The sequence below is a fragment of the Chitinophaga solisilvae genome (assembly GCF_009928525.1).
Classification (GTDB): Bacteria; Bacteroidota; Bacteroidia; order Chitinophagales; family Chitinophagaceae; genus Chitinophaga; species Chitinophaga solisilvae.
Genome location: NZ_JAABOK010000005.1, coordinates 250,285 through 274,221, shown reverse-complemented (window position 1 = coordinate 274,221; position 23,937 = coordinate 250,285). Strand labels below are relative to the sequence as shown.

The following is a 23,937-nucleotide window of genomic DNA, read 5'->3' as shown; positions in this document are numbered from 1 at the left end:
GCTTTTAGCAGATAGCCTCTAACCCCGGAAGGTTAAAGGCTAACTACTAAAAGCTAAAGGCTATTATTACGGTTCTACTAAAAACAAAGGTTGATCATATTCTACCGGAGAAGCGTCATCCACCAGTACTTTCACGATTTTGCCGCCTATTTCGCTTTCAATTTCGTTGAACAGTTTCATGGCTTCGATAATGCAAACCACTTTACCGGATTGGATTTCGTCGCCTACGTTCACGAATGCCGCTTTATCCGGACCTGCGCTGCGGTAAAAAGTACCGATCATCGGAGATTTGATGGTAATCAGGTTGTCAGCCGCCTTAGGAGCTGCCGGAGCCGCTGCTGCTGCTGCCGGAGCTGGTGCCGCCGCCACAGGAGCCGGTGCTGCTGCTACCGTCTGGATAGGTGCTGCTGCAGGCACAGCAATTACCTGTTGTACTTCGTTATCTTTCTGCTTTATTGTAATCTTAAACTTGTCCTGTTCAATGCTCAGTTCACTGATATTTGATTTGTTGATCATTTTTACCAGTTCCTGAATCTGTTTAAAGTCCATGTAGACAGTTTTTGGTTTAGAAATTATTGCTAAAATTTGAGATTTTATTATTTTATTATTGGAGACTTTGCTTCAAGGCAGGAACGGGCCTGGCCTAACATCTCAAATAATAAAATAATAAAATGAAAAAATAATTGGCTATTCTTTTACTCTTTCGATGTACTCACCGTTTTTGGTGTTCACACGGATCAGTTCACCTTCATTTACAAACAGCGGCACCATAACGGTAGCACCGGTTTCAACGGTAGCAGGCTTGAGTGTGCGGGTAGCGGTATCGCCTTTTACGCCGGGTTCGGAGTAAGTAACTTTTACCACAATTTTATCAGGCAGTTCAACCGCCATGTATTGTTCAGTTTCTGTGTTGATCTGAACGCTTACTTCCTGACCTTCTTTCAGGAACTGAGGTGCGTCAATCGCACTTTCAGCCATAGCGATCTGCTCAAACGTTTCATTATCCATGAAGTTGTAGCCGGTATCATCCTGATATAAATACTGGAAGGCTTTCTTCTCGATACGAACCGGGAAGATGGTATCGCCGGAGTTCCAGGTGTGTTCTATGGAACGGCTATTATCAACGCCCTTCAATTTAGCCCAAACTTTTGCTGCAGCGCGGGCGGTTTTGTTTTGACCAAACTCTACAACAGAATATAAGCTGTTATCCAGCTTGATGATTAATCCTGTTCTGATATCTGCGGTGGTAGCCATAAATAGGTTACTGATTTTAAGTTAAAAATTTATACGGATTGCAAAAGTAGAAATTTTTGCATATGAACGAGCAACTAATTCCCAAAAATAGGCAGAATAGTCTCTTTTCGGTCCAATTTTCGTCTTTTTTCTCCAATAAATGACATTAAAGGGGTAAATTGAACCATAAATCAAGAAACTTTTATCAGTATGCGTCATGTTTTTTTAGCCTTTTTATGCTGGATACCCGTGTTCCTGAATGCTCAGACAAAAGCTACTCCGAAAGCACCATATCTGCAATACCCGATTATTCCCGCTTTCCCGCTGACCTTATCCGACGGACATACCATCACCAAAAATGATCTCCGGAAAAACGAAAAAACCATGGTTTTTGTTTTCAGCGTGGATTGCGATCACTGTAAGCATCTTACAGAAGAAGTATTAAAGAATATAGACAAATTCAAAAAAACACAGATCCTGATGGTTACTCCTTTCAAGGTAGACCAGATGAAGGAGTATTACGACCACTATAACATCCGGAATTACCCCAATGTGATTATGGCCAGTGAGCCAACCCGGCAGATCATGTATTTCTATGACCTGCATTATTTCCCTGGTTTATACCTGTACGATAAAAAACAACAGTTTGTAAAAGGCTTCGAAGGTACTGTAAAACTGGATTCCCTGCTGCATTACATGAACTGAGAAAACGCTGTTAAATAGTTGCTGTTCCGGCATTTTATCTGATCGTGAATCATTACATTTGTTTATTATAAATAATCATTCTTCACTTTTAAAGCTATAGACAAAATGAAAGTTACAGTAGTAGGAGCTGGAAATGTGGGCGCGACCTGCGCCAATGTGCTGGCCCATAGAGATTTTCTACAGGAAGTGGTTTTATTGGATATTAAAGAAGGAACAGCTGAAGGAAAGGCATTAGATACATGGCAGCAAGCTCCCATTGATTATTACAGTACCAAAGTAACCGGCGTAACCAATGACTACGCCAGAACCGCCAACAGCGATGTGGTGGTAATTACTTCCGGTCTGCCCCGTAAACCCGGTATGAGCCGCGATGACCTGATTTCCACCAATGCCAACATCGTTAAATCCGTTACTGAAAATATTATCAAACATTCTCCGGATGCCATTATCATTGTGGTAAGCAACCCGCTGGATGTAATGACGTATTGCGCTTTCCTGACTGCTAAAAAAGACAGCAACAAGGTATTCGGTATGGCCGGTATCCTCGATACTGCCCGCTACCGCGCGTTCCTGGCAGATGAAATAGGCTGCTCTCCGAAAGATATTCAGGCTATTCTCATGGGTGGCCACGGCGACACCATGGTGCCGCTGCCCCGCTACACCACTGTAAGCGGTATCCCGGTTACGGAACTTGTGGCTGCCGATAAACTGGAAGCCATCATTCAACGCACCAAAGTAGGCGGCGGCGAAATCGTCAACCTGCTGGGCACTTCCGCCTGGTACGCTCCAGGTGCTGCTGCAGCTCAGATGGTGGAAGCCATCGTTAAAAATGAAAAACGCATATTCCCTGTCTGCGCATGGCTCACCGGCGAATACGGCCTGAAAGATATCTATCTCGGTGTACCCGTTGTACTGGGTAAAAATGGTATCGAAAAAATACTGGAGCTTGATCTCAACAACGAAGAAAAAGAATTACTGAGCACCTCTGCCAAACACGTAAAAGAAGTGATGGACGTATTGGATAAAATGCAGTCTGCCACCGCCTAACGTGCATGAATATATTTATTGGGCTGATCAGCGTTATCTTACGGCTGGTCAGCCCGATTTTTTTATCTCCTCCCCTTATTATCCTGCTAAATGCATCACCTTTCGTTTAGCAGTGTTAAAAAAGATTCGTAATTTTGATATAGCACCCCTGTAAAGTAATAGGAATGAAATACTTCTACGCGGGCAGCACTCTTTTGTTTAACTCTCAGCGTATGTCTAATCTTGAAAAACTTATTACTCAAAAGAATTTTGAAAATGATTATCAACGGGGACTGGTTAGTCTCATATTCGTCGGAAACTGGATCACCTCCCGCCATCAGCAATTCTTCAAACGCTACGATATCACCATGCAGCAGTATAATATATTGCGCATACTGCGCGGACAGCATCCTAAAGCAGCCAGCATCAACGTGCTGAAAGAAAGAATGCTGGACAAAATGAGCGATGTATCCCGCCTGGTGGAAAGACTCAGAAAAGCGGAACTGATTGAACGCAGAAGCTGCGAGCTGGACAGAAGAGCCGTGGATGTACGTATTACTGCCAAAGGACTGGAACTGCTCAGTGTCATTGACCAGGACATCAGCCAGATGAATGATGCCTTTAAATCGCTGAATGAAAAAGACCTCAGTCAGCTGAATAAATTACTGGACAAAATGCTGGAAAGCTATCACTGATTATATCTCTTCCAGGTAATTCAGGTCCTTTCCAAAAGTTTCCTCAATACTCCAGGCAGTGATCAGGGCAATGCCGATGCATACCACTGCAACAATGGCCCCGCTCTGCAAAAAAGTGAAATATTTCTGCACCTGTATAAACAATATAGAAATCAACGGTAACATACCCCGCGCAAAGTTAGGTACGGTAGTGGCTACCGTGGCCCGCAGGTTGGTGCCAAAACTTTCCGCTGCGATGGTCACGAATATGGCCCAGAACCCAACGCTGAAGCCCATCAGGAAACATACGGTATACACCCACCATTTTTCAGCGCCATGCATGTTCAGGTAAACAGCTACCATAACAGAGGTAAATACCAGGAACAGCAGCATCACCTTGCGGCGGCTTCGCCATAACTGGCTGATCAGGCCGGAAGCCAGATCTCCTACTGTCAACCCCGCATAACAAAACGCGATGGCATCGCCGGGGTTGATAGTACCATTCACTTTCATTTCTACGGCAAATTTATTGGAGAAAGCGATGAGTATCCCCACTACAAACCAGGTAGGCGTGCCCAGCAGCATACATTTCAGGTATTTCAACAGTCTTTCCGAACTGGTGAACAGGGCCAGGAAACTGCCCCTGGCAGCCGATGACGCCCTCACAGCGTTAAACATGTGCGACTCCATCACACTCACGCGCAATACCAGCAAACACAGGCCCAATCCGCCTCCTATAAAATAACAGATACGCCAGTCGCCAACCAGTTTGGCGATCAGGTTCGCAGCCACCGCGCCGGAAACGCCTACAGTAGCAACTATCATCGTTCCGTATCCTCTTTTCTCCTTCGGCAGAATTTCCGATACCAGTGTAATTCCTGCGCCCAGCTCCCCTGCCAGCCCGAAACCGGCTACAAAGCGCCATAGCAGATATCCGTTGATGCCCTGCACAAAGCCATTGGCAATGTTGGCTACGGAATAAATCAGAATAGATCCGAACAATACGCTCAGCCGTCCTTTCTTATCTCCGATGATTCCCCAAAAGATGCCACCGATCAGTAATCCCAGCATCTGCACATTAATCAGTAACATACCGGCGCCGCTGTCAATCTCACTTTGAGGCAACCCCAATTCTTTCAGGCTGGGTACGCGCACAATGGTAAATAACAGCAGATCGTAGATATCTACAAAATATCCGAGCGAGGCAACAATCACGGCTATATTAAATATGGAGACCGGACGGGTTTCAGTTTTCATGTGGCTTGGTTGATAAATAATAACGGGGAAAATAAAAAAAAAGGACCATTTACGGTCCTTTTTTCAGTGAATATTTTTATACAGCAGAATCGGTTGCTTTGGGAACTTCGGGGTTGGTATGGTCGTGGTCATCGTGCCGGTGTTTTACTTTTCCGGAAATCAGCTTAATGATAACCGGCGCAGTAGTAATCAGCACTATCACCAGGATAATCAGCTCCAGGTGATTCTTCAGATCCGGGAACAGTTTGTCCAGGTAATGTCCGGCAAGCATCATGGAGAATACCCAGGCAAATGAACCTACGATATTGAATAACATAAATTTCTTTCTTTCCATGCCTACGATACCGGCCACAATCGGCGCAAATGTACGGATGATGGGCAGGAAGCGCGCGAAGAATATAGCGCCGCCACCATATCTCACGAAGAAATCGTGTGCCTGGTGCAGGTGTCTCTGTTTAAAGAAAAAGGTATCTTTCTTTTTAAACATCAGCGGACCGGATTTCTGCCCGAACCAGAAGCCTACCATGTTTCCCAGTACGCCGGCAATGGCTATCAGCAGCATAATTACAACAAAAGGCGCATCGAAGAAGCTGCGGCAAAGGTCTTCGCTGTAGATACCGGCTACAAAAAGCAGTGAATCACCGGGGAGGAAGAAGCCGATGAAAAGGCCGGTTTCCGCGAAAATAATTGCCAATAACAGGTATAGGCCACCGTGTTCTATAATCCACGAGGGATTAATGAGGTGTTTGAAAAACTCTAAAATCTGGTCCATGCTAATAAATCTTTCAGAATCGGTAAAATAAAGAATAATCTGTTAGGTATTTGTTAACTCAGGCTTTCAGTGGCATCTGAAGGGCCTAATTTGTTTTCCCATTTGGACACCACGGCGGTTGCCATGGCATTACCGATAACGTTGGTGGCAGAGCGGCCCATATCCAGCAGGTGATCCACACCCAGCAGCAGCAGCAGGCCGGCCTCCGGAATATGGAACATGGACAATGTGCCGGCAATTACCACCAGGGAAGCGCGCGGCACACCGGCAATTCCTTTACTGGTAATCATCAGTACCAGCAACATGGTAATCTGTTGTTCGATACCCAGGTGCATGCCATAAGCCTGTGCAATAAAAAGGCTGGCAAAGGTCATATACATCATGGAGCCATCCAGGTTAAAGGAGTAGCCCAGCGGTAATACAAAACTTACAATGCGGTTATCGCAGCCAAATCTTTCCAGTTCAGCCATGGTGCGGGGATATGCCGCTTCGCTGCTCGCAGTACCGAAAGCCAGCAGCAGCGGATCTTTGATGCCTCCCAGCAAACGGAATACCCGTTTGCCCAGAATGAGGAACCCTACCAGCGCCAATACCACCCATAAACTCAGCAGACCTGCATAAAACTGGATAATGAATTTGCCATAGGTAATAAGTATACCGGGGCCTTTCACCGCAATGATGGCAGCCATAGCACCGAATACGGCAAATGGAGCGAAATTCATCACAAAACCGGTTACTTTCAGCATGATATGCGCAATAGCATCCATCAGCTTTACTACCGGCGCCGCCTTATCTCCGATGGCAGCTGCCGCAATACCAAAGAATAACGAGAAAATAACTATCTGAAGTATCTCGTTTTTAGCCATTGCGTCAATAACGCTGTCCGGTACTACGTGATGGAAAAACCCTTTCAGGGTCATATCAGCCTTGGCTATACCGGTGGCTGCATGTGTATCAGGCAGGGGCAGATTCAGAGAAATGCCCGGCTTCATAATATTCACCAGCACCAGTCCGAGAAACAATGATACAAAGGTTGCACTGATAAACCACAGCATGGTTTTACCACCAATACGGCCTACCGCCTTGATATCGCCCATTTTGGCCACTCCTACCACCAGCGTTGAAAATACCAGTGGTGCAATGATCATCTTTACCAGGCGAAGAAATATATCTGTAAGAATGGAAATCCTGTCTGCAAAAATCTGTGCGGTGCTCTGTTGTACAGGCCCACCGGGAACAGCTGCCGCTGCGGGGGTACCATAAATGGAGTATACGGCGTAACCAGTACCGATTCCCAACAACATGGCAATAAAAATGAATAATGTTAACAGATTCGATGATTTCTTCATGCAGCGCGAGAATTTTTTCTTCTTAAAATATTTTAGTTGTAACCGGAAAATTTCCCAAAAATAAGGTTCTGCCGGTACAAATGCGCTTTCAGAGGTAAAATAAAAGTACCGGATTTGATTTTTGGATATTATATTTGACGATCAACACAAATCACAACAAAGCTAAACTACCTTAAAACATCAACCACAATACGCTGCGTATGAGCAAACTATTTGCTAAAAAACAACTATCTGTTTTATTGTCTGAGGCCTCGGACTCTGAAAAAGGGCTGAAACGAACGTTGGGTGCAGGTTCCCTCATTGCCCTGGGCATCGGAGCCATCATCGGCGCAGGTCTCTTTGTAAGAACTGCTGCTGCTGCAGGCCAGCACGCCGGCCCGGCAGTTACCGTCTCCTTCATTATTGCAGCTATCGGCTGCGCCCTTGCCGGTTTATGCTATGCAGAATTTGCATCCATGATCCCTATTGCCGGTAGTGCCTATACTTATTCCTACGCCACTTTAGGAGAATTTATTGCCTGGATCATCGGGTGGGATCTCGTGCTGGAATACGCACTGGGAGCCGCTACCGTTGCCATCGGCTGGTCCCAGTACCTCAACAAGCTGCTAACGAATGTTTTCCATATAAGCATACCATACGAATGGTGCCATAGCCCGTTTGAAACCTCCGACGCCGGCGTAACAGGTATTATGAATGTTCCTTCCCTGTTCATCCTGCTGGCGCTGACGCTGTTGCTTATCCGGGGCACGCATAGTTCCGCCATTGTGAATAACATCATCGTTATCACTAAAGTTGCCATCGTATTGTTATTCATCTTCCTGGGATGGCAGTTTATCAATCCGGCCCATCATACGCCGTTCACTATCCCTGCTGATGCGGGCAGCGTGAAAATGCACAACGGCCAGATTGTTAACTACGCGAACTTCTGGAATCACGGGTGGCCGGGAGTATTACGCGGCGCAGGCGTGGTGTTCTTCGCCTTCATCGGCTTCGATGCCGTATCTACCGCGGCACAGGAAACCAAAAATCCTAAAAGAAACATGCCTATCGGTATCCTCGTTTCACTGGGTATCTGTACGCTGTTATATATCCTCTTCTCCTTTGTACTGACCGGTATTGCACCGTTCCAGGACTTCCTGAAAGCTGGTGGTGAAGCCTCTGTAGCCTATGCAATTGATACTTATATGCCTGGCTACACCTGGTTATCTACCTTTATTACCGTGGCTATTCTCGCAGGTTTCTCTTCTGTAATCCTCGTGATGCTGCTGGGTCAGACAAGGGTATTCTACTCTATGAGTAACGACGGACTGGTGCCGGCGATCTTCTCTAAACTGCATCCGAAATACCGCACACCGTACCTTTCCCAGTGGATGTTCTTTGTGTTTGTATCTCTCTTTGCGGCTTTCATCCCTGATAACGTGGTGGGCGATATGACCAGCATCGGTACCCTCTTTGCGTTTGTGCTGGTGTGCATCGGCGTTATCGTTATGCGTAAAAATAATCCGGAGGCTCCGCGCGCCTTCAAAACACCGCTGGTACCTTTCATTCCGATCCTGGGCGCTGTTATCTGCCTGCTGATGATTATCAGCCTCGGACTGGAAAACTGGGCCCGCCTCTTCGTTTGGTTGGGGCTCGGCTTCATTGTATACTTCGGTTATAGCGTAAAACATAGTAAGGCTCGTAAATTGTCTGACAACTAATTGATTTACAATATCTGGCAAAACGGTGAAAAGAGAAAATGGCTATCATTTTCACTTTTCACCGTTTGCTTTTCACCACTTGTTGATAATCGCTTATTTTTGCACTCTGATTTTAAGTAACTAATAATTATACCACTCAAATGGGAAGAATATTTGAAGTAAGAAAGTCGACCATGTTTGCCCGCTGGGATAAGATGGCGAAAGCATTCTCAAGAATCGGAAAAGAAATTGCCATCGCCGTAAAAGCCGGCGGTCCTGATCCCGATAATAACCCCGCCCTTCGCCGCTGTATCCTGAACGCCAAAAGCGTAAACATGCCGAAAGACCGCGTAGATGCGGCTATCAAGCGTGCAATGGGTAAAGATAAAACCGATTACGAAGAAGTAGTGTACGAAGGATATGCTCCTCATGGTGTGGCTGTAATCATTGATACTGCTACCGATAATACCACCCGTACCGTTGCCAACCTCCGCATGCACTTCACCAAAGGCGGCGGCAGCCTCGGCAACAGCGGTTCTGTAGGTTTCCTGTTCAACCGCGTGGGTGAGTTCAAAGTAAAAAATGATGGCCAGAACCTGGAAGAACTGGAACTGGAACTGATTGATTTCGGTCTGGAAGAAATCGGGGAAGATAGTGAGGGTAACATCATTATCCGTGCAGCTTTCACTGAATTCGGCAATATGGCTAAGGCCCTGGAAGATAAAAAACTGGAAGTCATCAGCTCTGATCTGAAACGCATTCCTTCCACTACGGTGGAATTGAATGAAGAACAGGCCAAGGAAGTACTGGAACTGGTAGACCGCCTTGAGCAGGATGACGACGTACAGGCTGTTTTCTACAACCTGAAATAACACCGCTTTTCTGTCACATTCGTTATATAAACAAAACGTTCCGGTCTGTCACCGGAACGTTTGCTTTTATCAGGTTTAAGAAACAATAGCCATCAGGCTTTCGCAATAACATGGGTTCTGTCCAGCTCGTTAATCACCAGCATCAGCCCTTTTCCATGAAAGGTTTCGATTCTGATGGACGGGTCCATCGCGATGTGACGGCGTAACCTGCTCAGATATACGTCCATCACCCTTTGTGCAAGATAGCCGTCAGCCCCCCAGACATTGGCCAGAATATGTTCTCTTTTCAGCTTTTTATTGGAATTTTCACAGAGGTAACGCAGCAGCTCCGCTTCTTTCGGCGCCACGCGTACATAGTTCTGCAGGTCCTTATGTTTCAGCTGCAGCTGTGAATAATCAAATATCAGGTTGCCCACCGTATAGATAATCCTTTTCTCGCTGCGCAGCAATTTGCTGCGCTTGATGTAGACGCGGATACGGCTGATCAGCTCATCTGTATTGAAAGGTTTTACCAGATAATCATCTGCCCCTATGTCAAACCCTTCCAGCCTGTCGCGTTCCATATAGCGCGAAGAAGTAAAAACTATCGGAATATTAAAATCCATCGCACGGATGTCCGCCGCCAGGGTAAAGCCGTCTTTCCTGGGCATGACCACATCCAGAATGCAGAGGTCATAAATTGTTTCCTGAAATTTTTCCCAGCCGGCCTGACCGTCTGCTGCGTGGGTTACATCAAAATTGGCGCGCTCCAGTTGTCTTTTCAACACCTTTGCAAAAAACTCATCATCTTCTACCAAAAGAATACGTGATTTCATATTTCGGTTGAATTTTGAACTTTATGATAACATTAAAACGTACTGGATCGTCAGAAGTACCCTATCAAAATGATATATTTAATATTTATAAGGGTAAATAATACGTTTTCAAAAATATAACAAAACCGATGGCCATTCTATTCAGTTTTGCGTTTTCGTTCACTTTGTTCAATACCTGCCGGATATGAATTATTCATACATAAACCTCTGATAGAAAAACACTAAAATATAGGTGCTTCCTTCAAATGATAAAGAGCAATACTTTATTATATTTTATTGATATTATTTTGATGTAATCCGGACAGGAAAGCCTGCACATTACCAATCGCTGTTTTCAGCAAGCGGCCTCTTGCAGCCCTGGTAGCCCAGGCAATATGCGGTGTAATAATAGTACCCGGCGCCGTCACCAGCGGGTGATCTGCTGCGGGAGGCTCGGCAGACAATACATCCAGCGCTGCCCCGGCAATCACGCCATTGTGTAATGCCGCCGCCAGGTCGGCCTCCTGAATCAGCGGACCGCGGCTGGTATTGATCAGAAATGCGGCAGGCTTCATCGTTTTCAGCAAGGCTGCATTTACAAACTGCTGATTGTCCTTGTTCAGCGGGCAATGCAATGATACCACATCTGCCTCCCGGAAACAGGTGGCCAGATCTGTAAATACCACTCCTTCCATTTTATCCCTTTCCGGATGGCGGTGGTGTGCTATTACCTTCATCCCGAATGCCAGAGCAATGCGTGCTACAGCCTGTCCTATCTGCCCGAAGCCTACTATTCCGAAAGTAAGCCCGTCCAGCTCCGTCAGGGGTGTCTTCCAGTAACTAAAGTCCACACTGGTGGCCCACTCACCTTTCCTCACGCTCTCGGCGTGCAGTCCGGTATGATGGCACAACTCCAGGAGCAGCGCAAAAGTGAGCTGCGCCACGGCAGCAGTGCTATATGCCGGCACATTGGTTACCGGAATCTTCCGGGCGGTAGCAGCAGCGATATCCACTACATTATACCCGGTAGCCATTACGCCGATGTATTCCAGGGAAGGCAGCGCACTGATGACTGCTGCGTCCACAATGGCTTTATTGGTTAACAGGATATGCGCGTCCTTAGCCCGCGCGGCTACTTCCTGCGGCGGTGTGCGGTCATAAATGGTTACCTTTCCCAATGCCTGCAACGGAGCCCAGTCCAGATCTCCGGGGTTCAGTGCGTATCCGTCCAATACAACTATGTTCTTCATGATCGTCAGTTTGTACGGTGAAAATATTACAGATGAATTAAATAATCATTAAGTCAGCGCTACTCCCTGTTTCCTGTCAAAAAAATCCTACACCTTTGCCCCGCCATAATAAGCAAACAACTTAGCCTGCAACTAAACAACTGCTTATCACACAGAAGCCACCGCATAATGCGGTGGCTTCGCCAATTATATCTGCGGGTAATGACGGCAGGCTATTCTTCCATCATCTGCATCACTACCTGGATCACATCTTCTGTGTTGGGTTTGGAGAAGTAATCTCCATCGGAACCATAAGCCGGGCGGTGAGCCTGGCCGCTGATAGTGCGCGGAGCAACATCCAGCCAGCGGTAGCCACCCTGCTGTTCCATTACCTGCTGGAACATATAAGCAGTGCCGCCTCCCGGTACGTCTTCATCAATGAAAACAATACGGTTGGTCTTCTTCAGTGATTCCACAATACTGTGGTGAATATCAAAAGGAAGTAAAGTCTGTACATCAATCAGTTCGCAGGAGATACCCAGTTCTTCCAGGGTTACCATGGCTTCCTCCACAATACGTGTCATGGAGCCGTAGGTCACCAGGGTTACATCCGTACCTTCCTTCAGTACTTCCGGAATACCCAGCGGCACCGTATAGGCGTCCAGGTTAGCCGGTAATTTTTCCTTCAGGCGGTAGCCATTCAGCGATTCAATAACCAGCGCCGGTTCATTGGCCTGCAGCAGGGTATTGTACATACCGGCTGCCTGCACCATATTCCTTGGTACACATACATGTATACCGCGCAGGGAGTTAATAATCATGCCCATGGGAGAACCGCTGTGCCAGATGCCTTCCAGGCGGTGGCCGCGGGTACGTACGATGATGGGGCAGTGCTGGATACCTTTGGTGCGGTATTGCAAGGTAGCAACATCGTCGCTCAGCGGCTGCAGGCCATACAGGAGATAATCCAGGTACTGGATTTCAGCGATGGGGCGCAGGCCGCGCAGCGCCATACCAATACCCTGTCCCATGATAGTCAGTTCACGGATACCGGTATCGGTTATACGAAGCGGACCGTGTTTCTGCTGTAATCCGGCAAAGCCCTGATTTACGTCGCCGATTTTACCCACATCTTCTCCGAAGGCAAATACTTTCGGGTTGCTGGAAAACAGCTGATCAAAATATTTATTCAGTATTTCGTATCCGTTCAGGGTGATGCCCTCCTCGCCATAAACTGCCGGTACAACGGGTACATTCAGGGCAGAGTTTACGCCGGTAGCATGCAGCAGGGAATTGTAATTATTCTTTTCTGCGAGCTGGTAGTTGTTGTAGTACTGTTGTAATGCCTGTATGGCGGCATCCGTGTGTAAAGACTTATGTCTTACCAGTATAGCGGCAGCAGCCTTGAAGATGTCTCTGCGCTGTGGCTCACGGTTTGCCTGCAGCTCCCTGATTTCTTTTTCCACAAAGGCAGCATTGGCGCCGGGGATAGCCGCTACCGGAGCAGCCAGGCTGATAAAGCGCTGTACTTCTTCCTTGATGGGAGAAATATATTTTTCCCAGGCAGCTCTGCGGGCTTCCTGTGCCAGCGTTTTAGCGTCGGCTTCGATTTTTGACAGGGTATCTTCGTCGCTCAGGGCATTTTCAATGATCCATGATCTCATTTTGAGATTACAGTCAAAATCCTTTTCCCAGGAGAGGCGTTCCTTGCTTTTATAGCGTTCGTGGGAACCACTGGTAGAGTGGCCTTGCGGCTGCGTGATTTCTTCCACATGGAAGAGTGCGGGCACGTGGGTTTCACGGATTTTGCGGATAGCGTTTTCAAACACTTCGCACATGCCGGCATAATCCCAGCCTTTCACGTTATAGATATCAAAGCCATTGGTGCCGTCCGCTTTGCGGAAGCCTTCCAGTGCGGCACTGATGGAGTTTTTAGTTGTCTGATACTTGCGGGGTACGGAGATGCCGTAGCCATCGTCCCACACAAATACTGCCAGCGGAACCTGCAGAACGCCGGCTGCATTCATGGTTTCCCAGAAATGGCCTTCCGACGTAGAGGCGTCACCGATAGTGGCAAAGCATATTTCATTGCCGTTCTCAGAGAGGTTTTTGAAGTCGTGCAGGGCTTCTACTTCGCGAAACATTTTGGAAGCGTAGGCCAGTCCGAGGGAACGGGGCATCTGTCCTGCCGTAGGCGCCATATCCGCCGCTGAATTTCTCATGGCAGTAAGGTTCAGCCAGTTGCCGTCTTTATCCAGGTTAGGCGTGGCAAAATGGGAATTCATCTGCCTGCCTCCGGAGAAAGGATCGTGTTGCTGATCGGGGTCAGCATATAACTGCGAAAAAAATTGTTCTGGAGTAGCAATACCAGTGGCAAACGCAACAGTCTGGTCGCGGTAATAACCGGAACGGAAGTCTCCTGGCTTAAAGTATTTGGACATGGCCACCTGCGCCACTTCTTTCCCATCGCCAAAAATCCCAAACTTAGCTTTCCCTGTAAGTACTTCCCTACGGGCCAGCAGACTAACTTCCCTGCTTTCGCAGGCCAGCCTGTAGTCATTTAACACTTCCTTGCGGAATTCTTCGAATGACAACCGGCTTTCTATATTCATAGATAGTTCGTTATTTTCTATCATGCCTCTTGGTTAAAGTACAAAAGTAAGGTTAATTATACAGTTGAAAAATGCATGTAACTTCTTCATTTAAAATAATCTTATTTTTTTTAATAAGAATTTAATAAATTGTAAGGTATGTAATACTTTTTGGCCGTAAATTTGTCTCTGGCAAGAAAGATATTTATATTTTTTAACCAAGTCGCGCTAAAAACCATCATATGAAAATGAAAAAGTTTATCTTATCCCTATTTGCTAGCATGCTGTTAACCACAGCTTTATGGGCACAGGCTCAGACCAGCCCTGCAGATACCAAAGTAAAATTTGCGAAAGAAACGGTTGATTTCGGTAAAACTGAGCTGAACAAGCCTGTTACCGTTGATTTTGAATTTACCAATATCTCCAAGGAGCCGGTGTTAATTGAATCAGCCCGTGCGAGCTGCGGTTGCACTACACCAAAATGGACACAGGAGCCGGTATTACCTGGCAAAAAAGGTAAAATCACTGCCAGCTACAGTGCCAATGGCGCAGGTCAGCAGAACAAAACCATCTGGGTTAAATTCAGAGGTGTTGATGTAGATAAGGAACTGCACCTGACCGGTACAGTGAGCGCAAACAACAGATAATTTTTTTTGCATCATATTATTAAACCTTACAGTGAATAACTGTAAGGTTTTTTTGTTGCCCCTTGCCTCCCCAAGCCCTATCTTTGCAGGGCAAAAAAGAATCAAAACAATTTTATGCCTACCATTAGCCAGAGAGGCGTGCAGATGCCGTCTTCTCCTATCAGAAAGCTTGTTCCCTTTGCCGAAGCAGCCAAGAAAAAAGGTATCAAAGTGTATCACCTCAACATCGGCCAGCCCGATATTGAAACGCCGAAACCTATTCTGGATGCAGTCCGGCACTCTGATTTCAAGATCCTGGAATACAGCCACAGCGCGGGTAATGAAAGTTATCGCAAGAAACTGGTTACGTACTACAACCGGTTTAATATCGATGTAAACCACAACCAGATCATTGTTACCACCGGCGGTTCTGAGGCGATTATTTTTGCCTTTATGGCCTGCCTGGATCCGGGAGACGAAATTATTGTTCCGGAACCTTTTTACGCCAACTATAACGGCTTTGCAGTTGAGGCGGAAGTAAAGATCAAAACCATTACTTCCAGCATTGAAACCGGTTTCGCATTACCAGCGATGACTGATTTTGAAAAAGCTATCACACCGCGCACCAAAGCCATTATGATATGCAACCCGAATAATCCGACCGGGTATTTATACAGTCAGGAAGAGATGGAAGTATTGAAGCAGCTGTGCCTGAAATACAACCTGTTCCTGTTTTCTGATGAGGCTTACCGTGAGTTCTGCTATTCCGGTTCTCACTTCTCCGCCATGAACCTGGAAGGTATGGAAGAGAACGTGATTCTGATGGATACCATTTCCAAGCGCTACAGCGCCTGCGGTGGCCGTATTGGGGCATTTGTGACCAAAAACCAGTCTGTACTGGATGCGGCTATGAAACTGGCGCAAGCCCGCCTGAGCCCTCCTTCCTTCGCACAGATTGCAGGTGAAGCAGCCGTGGACCTGCCGGCAGATTATTTCGACGGTATCAAGGCGGAATACCAGAACCGCCGCGATGTGCTGATTGCAGCACTGAATGCTATTCCGGGCGTGTTCTGTCCCAATCCGGGCGGAGCTTTCTACGCGATGGCACGCTTACCGATTGATGATTCAGATAAGTTCTGCCAGTGGATACTGGAATCTTTCTCCTATGAAGGGCAGACAGTGATGATGTCTCCTGCTACCGGATTCTATGCAACACCGGGGCTGGGTAAAGATGAAGTGCGCCTGGCGTATGTACTGAATACAGATGCAATTCGTCATGCGATGGTTTGCCTGGAAAAAGCGCTGGAAGCATATCCGGGTCGTACCAGCAAATAATTTTATGTTGAAAATGCGGAGGCAGTTGTTAAAGAAAGAAGTGAAAATATATTATAATAAATTTTATATATCAATTTTATATTAAAATCATCATTATTTAACATCTGCCTATTGCATTTTCTATATTTTGTTTTGTATATTTGATACGAAAACAACAATCATCATACAAAAACAACATAAATAAAAATATTTACATATACGATAGATTGCAAAATCTAAACTTGTTTAAGAAAAATTTAACCTACAGAATTTCAGCAAACGTTTTTTTGGAGCGAACTTTGAATCCACATTACAGCAATGATTTATCAAGAATCTGTAAAAAGTGAAACTTTAACTAAAACGTTTTAGCAAAATATCGTATTTTTGTATCAGTTTTTCATAACGTGGAATTTATAAAGGCAAACGGCTCTGATCACAGAGCCGTATTTTTTTGTCCTGATTCTATATTTTTTCCCTGATTTCGTCAGAATACTATTACTTCCCATTCCGTAACAAAATTTTCAACGGAAGATTTACTATTGCACACCTTTTTTTTATAATATTGTTATGTAATAAAACGGCGGAAAAGCTATTGCCTTGTTGCATAGCAATTTCGTTTGTTTTCATAACGTGGAATTTTAAAATGCAACGGTCCCGATTCCTCGGGACCGTCTCATTTAATATAGTCTGTAAAAAAGTAGTACTGTCTTATTTTTTATTGGCTTTGATCATTTCAAAGAAATCATCAAACAGATAGCGGGAGTCGAACGGACCGGGCGTACTTTCCGGGTGATATTGCACGGAGAAAGCAGGTTTGTTCTTGATTCTGATACCTTCAACTGTATTATCGTTCAGGTTGATATGCGTCACTTCCACCTGCTCGCTGGCTGCTACTGCATTGGCGTCTACAGCGAAACCGTGGTTCTGGGTGGTAATTTCACACAGGCCGGTTTTCAGGTTTTTCACCGGGTGGTTCAGTCCGCGGTGACCGTGGTGCATTTTATAGGTTGGAATATCATTTGCCAGTGCCAGCAGCTGATGGCCGAGGCAGATACCAAACATAGGTCTTTCTGCTGCCAGGATCTGCTTTACGGTATCCACTGCATATTTCAGCGGAGCCGGATCACCGGGGCCGTTGGAAATGAAGTAGGCATGTGGTTTGAATTCCTCGCAGGTTTCAAATTTTGTGTCAGTAGGGAATACTTTCAGATAAGCGCCTTTCTCGGAGAGGCATTTCAGCATGTTACGCTTAACGCCGTTATCGAGTACAGCGATGCGGATGTCTGCCTCCGGATTACCGATATGGTAAGGCTCTTTGGTAGTCACTTCCTGGCACAGGGCCAGTCCTTCCATGGAAGGAACTTTTGCCAGTTCGGCTTTCAGTTGTGCTACGTCCAGCGTTTCAGATGAAATGATGCAGTTCATAGCTCCCTTGCTGCGGATGTGGGAAACCAGCGCGCGGGTATCTACATCATAAATAGCTACCAGGTTATTATCGGTCAGGAACTTTTCCAGTGACTCATCGGCCATTTTCCTGGAGTAGTTGTAAGCGATATTCTTCGCAATCAGACCACTGATCTTAACACTGCCGCTCTCTACGTCGTCCTTGCGGGTGCCGTAGTTGCCGATATAGCAATTGTTCATGATAAGTACCTGTCCTTTGTAAGAAGGGTCCGTAAACACTTCCTGGTAACCCGTCATACCGGTATTGAAAGCTAATTCACCGGCAGCAGTGCCAATTTTCCCAAAAGCTTTTCCCTGAAAAACCGTACCGTCGTCTAACAACAGGATGGCAGGTTGGATGGTTCTTGTCTGAGGCATTTCTGGTATCTGTTCTTGTTTTATATTTTAAAAAAAACCTTCAAGGGTCTCTGGGCCCTGAAGGTTCGGATAAAAAACCGTGCAAAGTTATGAAAAGCAGCAGTTAAATACAGATATTTTTTTCCGGTAATGGCGCTCATTTAATTTTTACAGATTTCAACACCCGTTGTGCCACCTGTTGTGCTACTTCATCATCGTCGCGGTAGCTGATATGGATACACCAGCGGCTGTTGCCTCTGACCATTACCAGGTTGCGGAATGCCAGCCTGATAGCTCCTTTATACAGGTAATTACCTTCCTCCAGCTGCCCTTGCATACCAGAAATCAGCACGGGTACAGATTTACACCGGATATCTGCCGCCTGCCCGCTCAGCTGCATTTCATTATGTGCTTCTTCCACTGCATTTTCCAGGTTATTGACGATATTTTCGTGGTAGGTATACATATCCACTTCGATCTGAATTCCTTGTCCGTCTTCATTTCGGTAGCTTTTGGCGTATTCCACGTGTTGTGCCAGTTCCTTATTCAGCGGCTGGTCATGTATCCAGAGTTTTACCGGTGTACTGATTTCCACGGCCTGCCGGCCGATAGTAGCTGTCTGCCAGCTGCTATAGAGGCTGGACTTGGGTACTTTGGCATAAAACAGGGAGAATACAGCGCGTTTACCAAACAGGGTGCCTGCAGTAGCCATCAGTACCAGTACCAGGGAGAAGAAAAGGATAACTTTGCCCCGGTTGGCCGGTTGCAGCTGTTGTTTCATCCAGGCGCCGATGGCATTGGTTTTCTTTTCTTTTATGGCGATGCCCACGGACTCTCGGTATTCCGGGAAAGTGGCCATAGGATGAAGTTTACGCCATTCGGCAAAAGTGTGAGGCAATTTCTTTCCGCATTCGTCACAAAAGGTGAGGTATTCCGATTTGAGCGCATTGGCATGGCCACAGCTGTCGCATACGAGGTATTTCATAGGAAGATGATTAAGGTTTTTCGGTTTCCTGCCGGGAAGCCGGCATAATATTACAAAATAAATTCATTTATATAGACATAAAAAAAGGACAAAGCGATGCTTTGTCCTTTTTTGTATCGTAATATAAAATTACTCAGCTGTTTTTTCTTCAGTAGCAGTGGTATCAGCAGCAGGAGCTTCAGCAGCTTCAGCGGCTTTCTTTTTGGTACCACCGGCACGGCGGGTTTTCTTGGCAGCAGCTTTTTCGGTTGGTGCACCGTAGATTTCGTTGAAGTCTACCAGTTCAATCAACGCAACTTCTGCATTATCCCCATGACGTTTACCCAGCTTAATGATACGGGTGTAACCTCCAGGACGGTTAGCGATTTTTTCGCTCACAGTGCCAAACAATTCTTTGATGGCTTCTTTATCCTGCAGGTAGCTGAACACGATTCTACGGTTGTGGGTAGTATCGTTTTTGCCTCTTGTCAGCAACGGCTCAATGTACACGCGCAGTGCTTTCGCTTTAGCGAGGGTAGTGTTGATACGTTTGTGGCTGATCAGTTCGCAAGCCAGATTAGACATCAGGGCTTTACGGTGGGAAGCAGTTCTGCTTAATTTGTTTAATTTAACTCCGTGACGCATGACATTTTTTGTTTTACCCCTTACACCGTGTCAGGAATTGTAAGGTACTCATTATAAAAAAGGAATTACAAATTACGAATGATGAATTACGAATGAAATGCGGCGGAGATATCCGGGAAAGAAATCCGCGAAGCTCGTTCGCTGCATTTCATTCGCAATTCGTAATTCGCAATTCGTAATTTGAAATAACTATTCTTCTTCGAGTTTCAGTTTAGACAGATCCATACCGAAGTGCAGACCTCTTTCGCCTAATACCTGTTCGATTTCGCTGAGGGATTTCTGGCCGAAGTTTCTGAACTTCATCAGTTCTTCCTGTTCGTATTGTACCAGTTCGCTCAGTGAGTTGATTTTTGCTGCTTTCAGACAGTTGAAGGCACGTACGCTCAGATCGAGATCTTCGAGTGGTGTTTTCAGTATCTTACGCAGTTGCAGTGTTTGTTCGTCCACTACATCTTCTTTTTCAGTGTCTTTGGTATCAAAGCTGATGTTTTCATCGGTGATGATCATCAGGTGCTGAATAAGGATGCGGGAAGCCTGTTTCACTGCTTCTTCCGGGTGGATGGTACCATCGGTAACAACTTCCATGATTAATTTCTCATAGTCAGTTTTTTGTTCCACACGGGTATTTTCTATGCTGTACTTTACGTTTTTGATTGGCGTAAAGATAGAGTCAATAGCGATGTAGCCGAATACTGCATCTTTGGGTTTGTTTTCCTCAGCCGGTACATAACCGCGGCCTTTGCCGATGGTCAGTTCGATATCCAGCTTGGCAGAAGGATCGAGGGTGCAGATTAACAGCTCAGGGTTCATGATCTGGAAAGCGCTGGTGGCTTTTTCGATCATGTCTGCGCGGAATTCTGTTTTACCCTTGATAGACAGGGTGATCTTTTCATTCGTTACATCACTTTCAGAGATTCTCTTGAAGCGAACCTGTTTCAGGTTCAGGATAATCTCAGTAACGTCTTCAGTCACACCTCTCAGTGTAGCGAATTCGTGATCAGCTCCTTCAATCTTTATACCCACAATGGCATAGCCCTCCAAAGAAGACAACAGTACGCGACGTAACGCATTACCGATAGTCACAGCATAACCTGGTTCTAATGGACGGAATTCGAATTGAGCTTCAAAGTCGGTAGACTTCTGCAATACGATCTTATCAGGTTTCTGGAAATTTAAAATTGCCATTGATATGATAGATTTATTAGTTTAAATATGAAGTTAGTCCATGGCCAGAGCCATGGACTAATATTTATTACTTAGAGTACAATTCTACAATCAGTTGTTCCTTGATGTTTTCAGGAACGCTCTCTCTCTCAGGGTAAGCAATGAATACGCCTTTCATTTCTTTCTCATTCCAGTCTAACCAGCTGAACTTAGGATTTTTTCCACGAATAACGCTGGTGAGTGCTGTATTGTTTGCAGTTTTGTTTTTCAGGCTAACAACATCTCCTGGTTTCAGCTGGTAAGATGGGGTGTTCACCACGATACCGTTAACAGTGATGTGTTTGTGAGAAACCAGCTGACGGGCAGCAGGGCGGGAAGGAGCGATACCGAGACGGAACACGGTGTTATCCAGACGTGCTTCCAGTAATTTGATCAGTACTTCACCGGCAACACCTTTTCTGCGGGTAGCTTCATCGAACAGGTTACGGAACTGTTTTTCGAGCAGGCCGTAAGTGTATTTCGCTTTCTGTTTTTCTCTCAGCTGCAGTGCGTATTCGCCTAATTGTTTGCGTTTACGGTTAGCACCGTGCTGACCCGGAGGGTTGCTGTTCTTGCTTAAATATTTACCATTACCGAGAATGGGTTCGCCAAAAATTCTGGAAATTTTGGTCTTTGGGCCTGTGTACCTTGCCATAATTGAATATACTATAGATTTTTTAGTTAATGATGTATGCTCTTCAAAAAATCTGAAAACCTGATCATACACCCAATTTACAAATAGTAAAATTACAAACTCCAGATACCTGACTTCGGATGAAATCGGGTATCTGGAATCTGTAACTATATATTACTATACTCTTCTTTTCTTAGGAGGACGGCAACCGTTGTGAGGCAAAGGCGTAACGTCTTTAATCATGCTCACTTCGATACCGGAGTTAGCGATAGCGCGGATAGCACTTTCACGACCGGCACCTGGGCCTTTTACAAATACATCTGCTCTTTTCAGACCTGCATCCATAGCAACTTTAGCAGCATCCTGGGCAGCCAGCTGCGCAGCGTACGGAGTGTTCTTTTTAGAACCTCTGAAACCCATTTTACCTGCAGAAGACCAGGAGATAACCTGACCATGCTTGTTGGTGATGCTAACAATGATATTGTTGAAGCTGGCGGAGATATGAACATCTCCGTAGTTGTCTACTTTTACTACTCTTTTTTTATTAGCAGCAGTTTTTGTATTATTTGCTTTTGCCATAATTATTTAAATTCCAAATATGAAATTCCAGATCCCAAATTTTAACGATCAATGCTTCCATTGAAACCAAACCCCTCAGATCCGGAATTTGGGATTTCAACCTGGGATTTTATTTATTATTTCTTAGTTGCTTTTTTCTTACCAGCCACTGTCTTACGCTTACCTTTACGGGTACGGCTGTTGGTACGTGTACGCTGACCTCTTACCGGTAAGCCTTTCCTGTGACGCAGACCACGGTAGCAAGCGATATCCAGCAGACGCTTGATATTCATTTGTACTTCAGAACGCAGTTGACCCTCTACCTTAAACTCGCCGTTGATAATGTTACGGATGGCAGCTTGTTCATCGTCATTCCAATCCTTCACTTTCTTGTTTACATCAATTTCCGCCTTGTTCAGGATATATTGGGCGGTAGAACGGCCTATACCAAAGATATAGGTGAGGCCAATTTCTCCTCTTTTATTTTTAGGAAGATCTATACCGGCTATACGTGCCATATTTCTATTTTAGATTTTATGATTCTGATTAAAAAATCAAATTCCTTGGGGGAACCGATTAACCCTGGCGTTGTTTAAAACGAGGATTCTTTTTGTTGATTACCAACAAAACACCTTTTCTACGAACTATTTTACAATCCGCACTTCTTTTTTTGATTGCAGCTCTTACCTTCATGATTATTATTTTATAAAAGGTTATGTTTTTTGTTAAATTGTTTGTCGTTCCCGCTGATTCCCTGTCTCTTACTTGTATCTGAAAATTATACGGCCTCTTGACAAATCGTATGGGCTCATCTCCACTCCCACCTTATCTCCTGGCAGAATGCGTATATAGTGCATTCTCATTTTTCCAGAAATGGTGGCCAGGATCTCATGCCCGTTTTCCAGTTTTACACGGAACATAGCGTTCGATAAGGCTTCTAATATAATTCCATCCTGTTTAATGAGTGCCTGTTTTGCCATAAAAATTTTTAGGACTGCAAAGATAGCATTTATCTTTTGAAATAGAAAAATTTCCCGTAATTATTATTAATATTGCTGGTTACATGATATCATACAACCAATCATATTGTAAAACTCCCTTTTAATGAATTAAATACATCTACTTATTTTAGTAATTTGTATTCAGTTCCGGGTTATTTTTTTCTGCTTTTTCAATTTCCACAAAGGATGACAGCACATCTGCCTTTCCTTTTCCTACCGCCACCGTGTGTTCAAAGTGTACAGAAGGACTTCCGTCGCGGGTAACTACCGTCCAGCCGTCTTCCATATATTCCACATCCTTGGTACGGAGGTTAATCATCGGTTCAATAGCGATGACCAGACCTTCTTTCATCACCGGGCCGCTGCCACGCTTGCCGTAGTTAGGTACCTGCGGATCTTCGTGCAGGTTTCTGCCCAGGCCGTGGCCTACCAGTTCCCTCACAACACCGTAACCGCGTTCCTTCTCGGTATATTCCTGAATCGCGTAGGAGATATCCCCGATACGGTTGCCTACCACCGCTTTCTCGATACCCTTATACAGGGAGGCTTTGGTGGCGCCCATCAGGCGGCGTACATTATCCGGTACGTTCCCGATAGCAAAGGTGTAGGCGCTGTCTGCATGGTATCCGTTCATATAAACACCCACGTCTACCGTCAGGATATCACCATCTTTCAGCACATACTTATTGGGAATACCGTGTACTACAGCTTCATTCACGGAAATACAGCAGGCGTTGGGAAATCCTTTATAGTTTTTGAAAGAGGGCACTGCCCCGTTTTCCACAATAAATTTATCCGCTACCGCGTCTACATCCAGGGTGCTCATACCGGGTTTCAGGGCTTTGGCCACTTCCGCCAGGGCAGCACTCAGGAGCAGGGCGCTTTTACGCATCAACTCTATTTCTTCCTTCGTCTTATAATGAATCATCTTAAAAAGCTTTTCGCCGGTGACTTTCAGCTTAAAAGCAGGCTGTTCAAGCCAACAGCGCTAAATAATATAGCCACTAAAGC

General features: G+C 45.5%; 25 protein-coding genes. 7 read left to right on the top strand and 18 right to left on the bottom strand.

Going from position 1 to position 23,937, the window contains the following annotated elements; translation table 11 throughout:
- Window positions 1-66: 66 nt before the first annotated feature.
- Both accB and efp read right to left on the bottom strand, forming a co-directional pair.
- The gene (gene accB / locus GWG06_RS12065) at window positions 67-549 is read right to left on the bottom strand and encodes an acetyl-CoA carboxylase biotin carboxyl carrier protein (RefSeq protein WP_127042541.1); all 483 of its coding nucleotides are present in this window, start codon (window positions 547-549) and stop codon (window positions 67-69) included.
- A 138-nt stretch (window positions 550-687) separates the two neighbouring features.
- Window positions 688-1,254 (bottom strand): elongation factor P, encoded by a 567-nt coding sequence (gene efp / locus GWG06_RS12060; RefSeq protein WP_127042539.1) that lies wholly within the window; start codon window positions 1,252-1,254, stop codon window positions 688-690.
- 189 nt (window positions 1,255-1,443) lie between these two features.
- Between efp and GWG06_RS12055 the strand changes: the two genes are divergently transcribed.
- The 3 genes from GWG06_RS12055 to GWG06_RS12045 all read left to right on the top strand — a co-directional run bounded on the left by GWG06_RS12055 (window position 1,444) and on the right by GWG06_RS12045 (window position 3,659).
- Entirely contained in the window at window positions 1,444-1,938 is a 495-nt protein-coding gene (locus tag GWG06_RS12055; RefSeq protein WP_127042537.1) for a peroxiredoxin family protein, read from the top strand.
- A gap of 105 nt (window positions 1,939-2,043) precedes the next feature.
- Complete coding sequence (gene mdh, locus GWG06_RS12050; RefSeq protein ID WP_127042535.1) at window positions 2,044-2,985, top strand: malate dehydrogenase; 942 nt, start codon at window positions 2,044-2,046, stop codon at window positions 2,983-2,985.
- Window positions 2,986-3,197: 212 nt separating this feature from the next.
- Complete coding sequence (locus GWG06_RS12045; protein WP_127042533.1) at window positions 3,198-3,659, top strand: MarR family winged helix-turn-helix transcriptional regulator; 462 nt, start codon at window positions 3,198-3,200, stop codon at window positions 3,657-3,659.
- Here GWG06_RS12045 and GWG06_RS12040 read toward each other — a convergent pair whose 3' ends face one another.
- The 3 genes from GWG06_RS12040 to GWG06_RS12030 all read right to left on the bottom strand — a co-directional run bounded on the left by GWG06_RS12040 (window position 3,660) and on the right by GWG06_RS12030 (window position 7,016).
- Complete coding sequence (locus GWG06_RS12040) at window positions 3,660-4,895, bottom strand: MFS transporter (protein ID WP_160713493.1); 1,236 nt, start codon at window positions 4,893-4,895, stop codon at window positions 3,660-3,662.
- Between the two features lie 76 nt (window positions 4,896-4,971).
- On the bottom strand, window positions 4,972-5,667 hold the full coding sequence (locus tag GWG06_RS12035) for a DedA family protein (protein ID WP_127042528.1): 696 nt from the start codon (window positions 5,665-5,667) through the stop codon (window positions 4,972-4,974).
- 53 nt (window positions 5,668-5,720) lie between these two features.
- A complete protein-coding gene (locus GWG06_RS12030) occupies window positions 5,721-7,016 on the bottom strand; it encodes a dicarboxylate/amino acid:cation symporter (RefSeq protein WP_160713491.1) in 1,296 nt (431 codons plus the stop codon).
- Between the two features lie 200 nt (window positions 7,017-7,216).
- On the opposite strand from GWG06_RS12030, the gene GWG06_RS12025 reads away from it, so the two are divergent.
- Both GWG06_RS12025 and GWG06_RS12020 read left to right on the top strand, forming a co-directional pair.
- Complete coding sequence (locus tag GWG06_RS12025) at window positions 7,217-8,716, top strand: amino acid permease (protein ID WP_127042524.1); 1,500 nt, start codon at window positions 7,217-7,219, stop codon at window positions 8,714-8,716.
- 140 nt (window positions 8,717-8,856) lie between these two features.
- A complete protein-coding gene (locus GWG06_RS12020) occupies window positions 8,857-9,567 on the top strand; it encodes a YebC/PmpR family DNA-binding transcriptional regulator (RefSeq protein WP_127042522.1) in 711 nt (236 codons plus the stop codon).
- A gap of 92 nt (window positions 9,568-9,659) precedes the next feature.
- Here the strand turns inward: GWG06_RS12020 and GWG06_RS12015 are convergent, their stop codons facing one another.
- The 3 genes from GWG06_RS12015 to GWG06_RS12005 form a co-directional block, all read right to left on the bottom strand.
- Window positions 9,660-10,382, bottom strand: coding sequence for a response regulator transcription factor (locus GWG06_RS12015; protein WP_160713489.1), 723 nt, complete (start codon window positions 10,380-10,382; stop codon window positions 9,660-9,662).
- A gap of 266 nt (window positions 10,383-10,648) precedes the next feature.
- On the bottom strand, window positions 10,649-11,611 hold the full coding sequence (locus GWG06_RS12010) for a D-2-hydroxyacid dehydrogenase (RefSeq protein WP_160713487.1): 963 nt from the start codon (window positions 11,609-11,611) through the stop codon (window positions 10,649-10,651).
- A 212-nt stretch (window positions 11,612-11,823) separates the two neighbouring features.
- Window positions 11,824-14,226 carry an alpha-ketoacid dehydrogenase subunit alpha/beta gene (locus GWG06_RS12005; protein ID WP_160713485.1) on the bottom strand — a complete coding sequence of 801 codons (2,403 nt, stop codon included), beginning with the start codon at window positions 14,224-14,226 and terminating at the stop codon, window positions 11,824-11,826.
- A 236-nt stretch (window positions 14,227-14,462) separates the two neighbouring features.
- Here GWG06_RS12005 and GWG06_RS12000 point away from each other — a divergent pair, with 236 nt between their 5' ends.
- Together GWG06_RS12000 and GWG06_RS11995 are read left to right on the top strand one after the other, a co-directional pair.
- A complete protein-coding gene (locus GWG06_RS12000) occupies window positions 14,463-14,828 on the top strand; it encodes a DUF1573 domain-containing protein (protein ID WP_235938304.1) in 366 nt (121 codons plus the stop codon).
- Window positions 14,829-14,942: 114 nt separating this feature from the next.
- Window positions 14,943-16,142, top strand: coding sequence for a pyridoxal phosphate-dependent aminotransferase (locus GWG06_RS11995; RefSeq protein ID WP_160713483.1), 1,200 nt, complete (start codon window positions 14,943-14,945; stop codon window positions 16,140-16,142).
- Between the two features lie 687 nt (window positions 16,143-16,829).
- On the opposite strand, the gene carA is transcribed toward GWG06_RS11995, so the two are convergent.
- From carA to map, 10 genes are all read right to left on the bottom strand, one after another.
- The gene (gene carA, locus GWG06_RS11990) at window positions 16,830-17,942 is read right to left on the bottom strand and encodes a glutamine-hydrolyzing carbamoyl-phosphate synthase small subunit (RefSeq protein WP_127044290.1); all 1,113 of its coding nucleotides are present in this window, start codon (window positions 17,940-17,942) and stop codon (window positions 16,830-16,832) included.
- A 136-nt stretch (window positions 17,943-18,078) separates the two neighbouring features.
- Entirely contained in the window at window positions 18,079-18,906 is an 828-nt protein-coding gene (locus tag GWG06_RS11985) for a hypothetical protein (protein WP_127044291.1), read from the bottom strand.
- 129 nt (window positions 18,907-19,035) lie between these two features.
- On the bottom strand, window positions 19,036-19,530 hold the full coding sequence (gene rplQ, locus GWG06_RS11980) for a 50S ribosomal protein L17 (protein WP_127044292.1): 495 nt from the start codon (window positions 19,528-19,530) through the stop codon (window positions 19,036-19,038).
- A gap of 189 nt (window positions 19,531-19,719) precedes the next feature.
- Window positions 19,720-20,715 carry a DNA-directed RNA polymerase subunit alpha gene (locus GWG06_RS11975; protein WP_127044293.1) on the bottom strand — a complete coding sequence of 332 codons (996 nt, stop codon included), beginning with the start codon at window positions 20,713-20,715 and terminating at the stop codon, window positions 19,720-19,722.
- 67 nt (window positions 20,716-20,782) lie between these two features.
- Window positions 20,783-21,388, bottom strand: a complete 606-nt coding sequence (gene rpsD, locus GWG06_RS11970; protein ID WP_127044294.1) for a 30S ribosomal protein S4 — start codon at window positions 21,386-21,388, stop codon at window positions 20,783-20,785.
- Window positions 21,389-21,544: 156 nt separating this feature from the next.
- The gene (gene rpsK / locus GWG06_RS11965) at window positions 21,545-21,946 is read right to left on the bottom strand and encodes a 30S ribosomal protein S11 (protein WP_127044295.1); all 402 of its coding nucleotides are present in this window, start codon (window positions 21,944-21,946) and stop codon (window positions 21,545-21,547) included.
- A gap of 116 nt (window positions 21,947-22,062) precedes the next feature.
- Window positions 22,063-22,443, bottom strand: coding sequence for a 30S ribosomal protein S13 (gene rpsM / locus GWG06_RS11960; RefSeq protein WP_073083235.1), 381 nt, complete (start codon window positions 22,441-22,443; stop codon window positions 22,063-22,065).
- Window positions 22,444-22,501: 58 nt separating this feature from the next.
- On the bottom strand, window positions 22,502-22,618 hold the full coding sequence (rpmJ, locus tag GWG06_RS11955; RefSeq protein WP_073083232.1) for a 50S ribosomal protein L36: 117 nt from the start codon (window positions 22,616-22,618) through the stop codon (window positions 22,502-22,504).
- 68 nt (window positions 22,619-22,686) lie between these two features.
- A complete protein-coding gene (gene infA, locus GWG06_RS11950) occupies window positions 22,687-22,905 on the bottom strand; it encodes a translation initiation factor IF-1 (RefSeq protein WP_012789309.1) in 219 nt (72 codons plus the stop codon).
- Between the two features lie 148 nt (window positions 22,906-23,053).
- The gene (gene map / locus GWG06_RS11945) at window positions 23,054-23,854 is read right to left on the bottom strand and encodes a type I methionyl aminopeptidase (RefSeq protein WP_127043140.1); all 801 of its coding nucleotides are present in this window, start codon (window positions 23,852-23,854) and stop codon (window positions 23,054-23,056) included.
- Window positions 23,855-23,937 lie beyond the last annotated feature (83 nt).

What these genes read in the sequence shown, in the direction of transcription:
- GWG06_RS12005 (WP_160713485.1), bottom strand. Translation starts at nt 14,226, where the DNA reads ATGATAGAAAATAACGAACTATCTATGAATATAGAAAGCCGGTTGTCA.
- rpsM (WP_073083235.1), bottom strand. Translation starts at nt 22,443, where the DNA reads ATGGCACGTATAGCCGGTATAGATCTTCCTAAAAATAAAAGAGGAGAA.
- GWG06_RS12015 (WP_160713489.1), bottom strand. Translation starts at nt 10,382, where the DNA reads ATGAAATCACGTATTCTTTTGGTAGAAGATGATGAGTTTTTTGCAAAG.
- mdh (WP_127042535.1), top strand. Translation starts at nt 2,044, where the DNA reads ATGAAAGTTACAGTAGTAGGAGCTGGAAATGTGGGCGCGACCTGCGCC.
- efp (WP_127042539.1), bottom strand. Translation starts at nt 1,254, where the DNA reads ATGGCTACCACCGCAGATATCAGAACAGGATTAATCATCAAGCTGGAT.
- map (WP_127043140.1), bottom strand. Translation starts at nt 23,854, where the DNA reads ATGATTCATTATAAGACGAAGGAAGAAATAGAGTTGATGCGTAAAAGC.
- rpmJ (WP_073083232.1), bottom strand. Translation starts at nt 22,618, where the DNA reads ATGAAGGTAAGAGCTGCAATCAAAAAAAGAAGTGCGGATTGTAAAATA.
- infA (WP_012789309.1), bottom strand. Translation starts at nt 22,905, where the DNA reads ATGGCAAAACAGGCACTCATTAAACAGGATGGAATTATATTAGAAGCC.
- GWG06_RS12020 (WP_127042522.1), top strand. Translation starts at nt 8,857, where the DNA reads ATGGGAAGAATATTTGAAGTAAGAAAGTCGACCATGTTTGCCCGCTGG.
- rpsD (WP_127044294.1), bottom strand. Translation starts at nt 21,388, where the DNA reads ATGGCAAGGTACACAGGCCCAAAGACCAAAATTTCCAGAATTTTTGGC.
- GWG06_RS11975 (WP_127044293.1), bottom strand. Translation starts at nt 20,715, where the DNA reads ATGGCAATTTTAAATTTCCAGAAACCTGATAAGATCGTATTGCAGAAG.
- GWG06_RS12035 (WP_127042528.1), bottom strand. Translation starts at nt 5,667, where the DNA reads ATGGACCAGATTTTAGAGTTTTTCAAACACCTCATTAATCCCTCGTGG.
- GWG06_RS12010 (WP_160713487.1), bottom strand. Translation starts at nt 11,611, where the DNA reads ATGAAGAACATAGTTGTATTGGACGGATACGCACTGAACCCCGGAGAT.
- GWG06_RS12030 (WP_160713491.1), bottom strand. Translation starts at nt 7,016, where the DNA reads ATGAAGAAATCATCGAATCTGTTAACATTATTCATTTTTATTGCCATG.
- carA (WP_127044290.1), bottom strand. Translation starts at nt 17,942, where the DNA reads ATGCCTCAGACAAGAACCATCCAACCTGCCATCCTGTTGTTAGACGAC.
- GWG06_RS11985 (WP_127044291.1), bottom strand. Translation starts at nt 18,906, where the DNA reads ATGAAATACCTCGTATGCGACAGCTGTGGCCATGCCAATGCGCTCAAA.
- GWG06_RS12040 (WP_160713493.1), bottom strand. Translation starts at nt 4,895, where the DNA reads ATGAAAACTGAAACCCGTCCGGTCTCCATATTTAATATAGCCGTGATT.
- GWG06_RS11995 (WP_160713483.1), top strand. Translation starts at nt 14,943, where the DNA reads ATGCCTACCATTAGCCAGAGAGGCGTGCAGATGCCGTCTTCTCCTATC.
- GWG06_RS12045 (WP_127042533.1), top strand. Translation starts at nt 3,198, where the DNA reads ATGTCTAATCTTGAAAAACTTATTACTCAAAAGAATTTTGAAAATGAT.
- rplQ (WP_127044292.1), bottom strand. Translation starts at nt 19,530, where the DNA reads ATGCGTCACGGAGTTAAATTAAACAAATTAAGCAGAACTGCTTCCCAC.
- GWG06_RS12025 (WP_127042524.1), top strand. Translation starts at nt 7,217, where the DNA reads ATGAGCAAACTATTTGCTAAAAAACAACTATCTGTTTTATTGTCTGAG.
- GWG06_RS12000 (WP_235938304.1), top strand. Translation starts at nt 14,463, where the DNA reads ATGCTGTTAACCACAGCTTTATGGGCACAGGCTCAGACCAGCCCTGCA.
- accB (WP_127042541.1), bottom strand. Translation starts at nt 549, where the DNA reads ATGGACTTTAAACAGATTCAGGAACTGGTAAAAATGATCAACAAATCA.
- GWG06_RS12055 (WP_127042537.1), top strand. Translation starts at nt 1,444, where the DNA reads ATGCGTCATGTTTTTTTAGCCTTTTTATGCTGGATACCCGTGTTCCTG.
- rpsK (WP_127044295.1), bottom strand. Translation starts at nt 21,946, where the DNA reads ATGGCAAAAGCAAATAATACAAAAACTGCTGCTAATAAAAAAAGAGTA.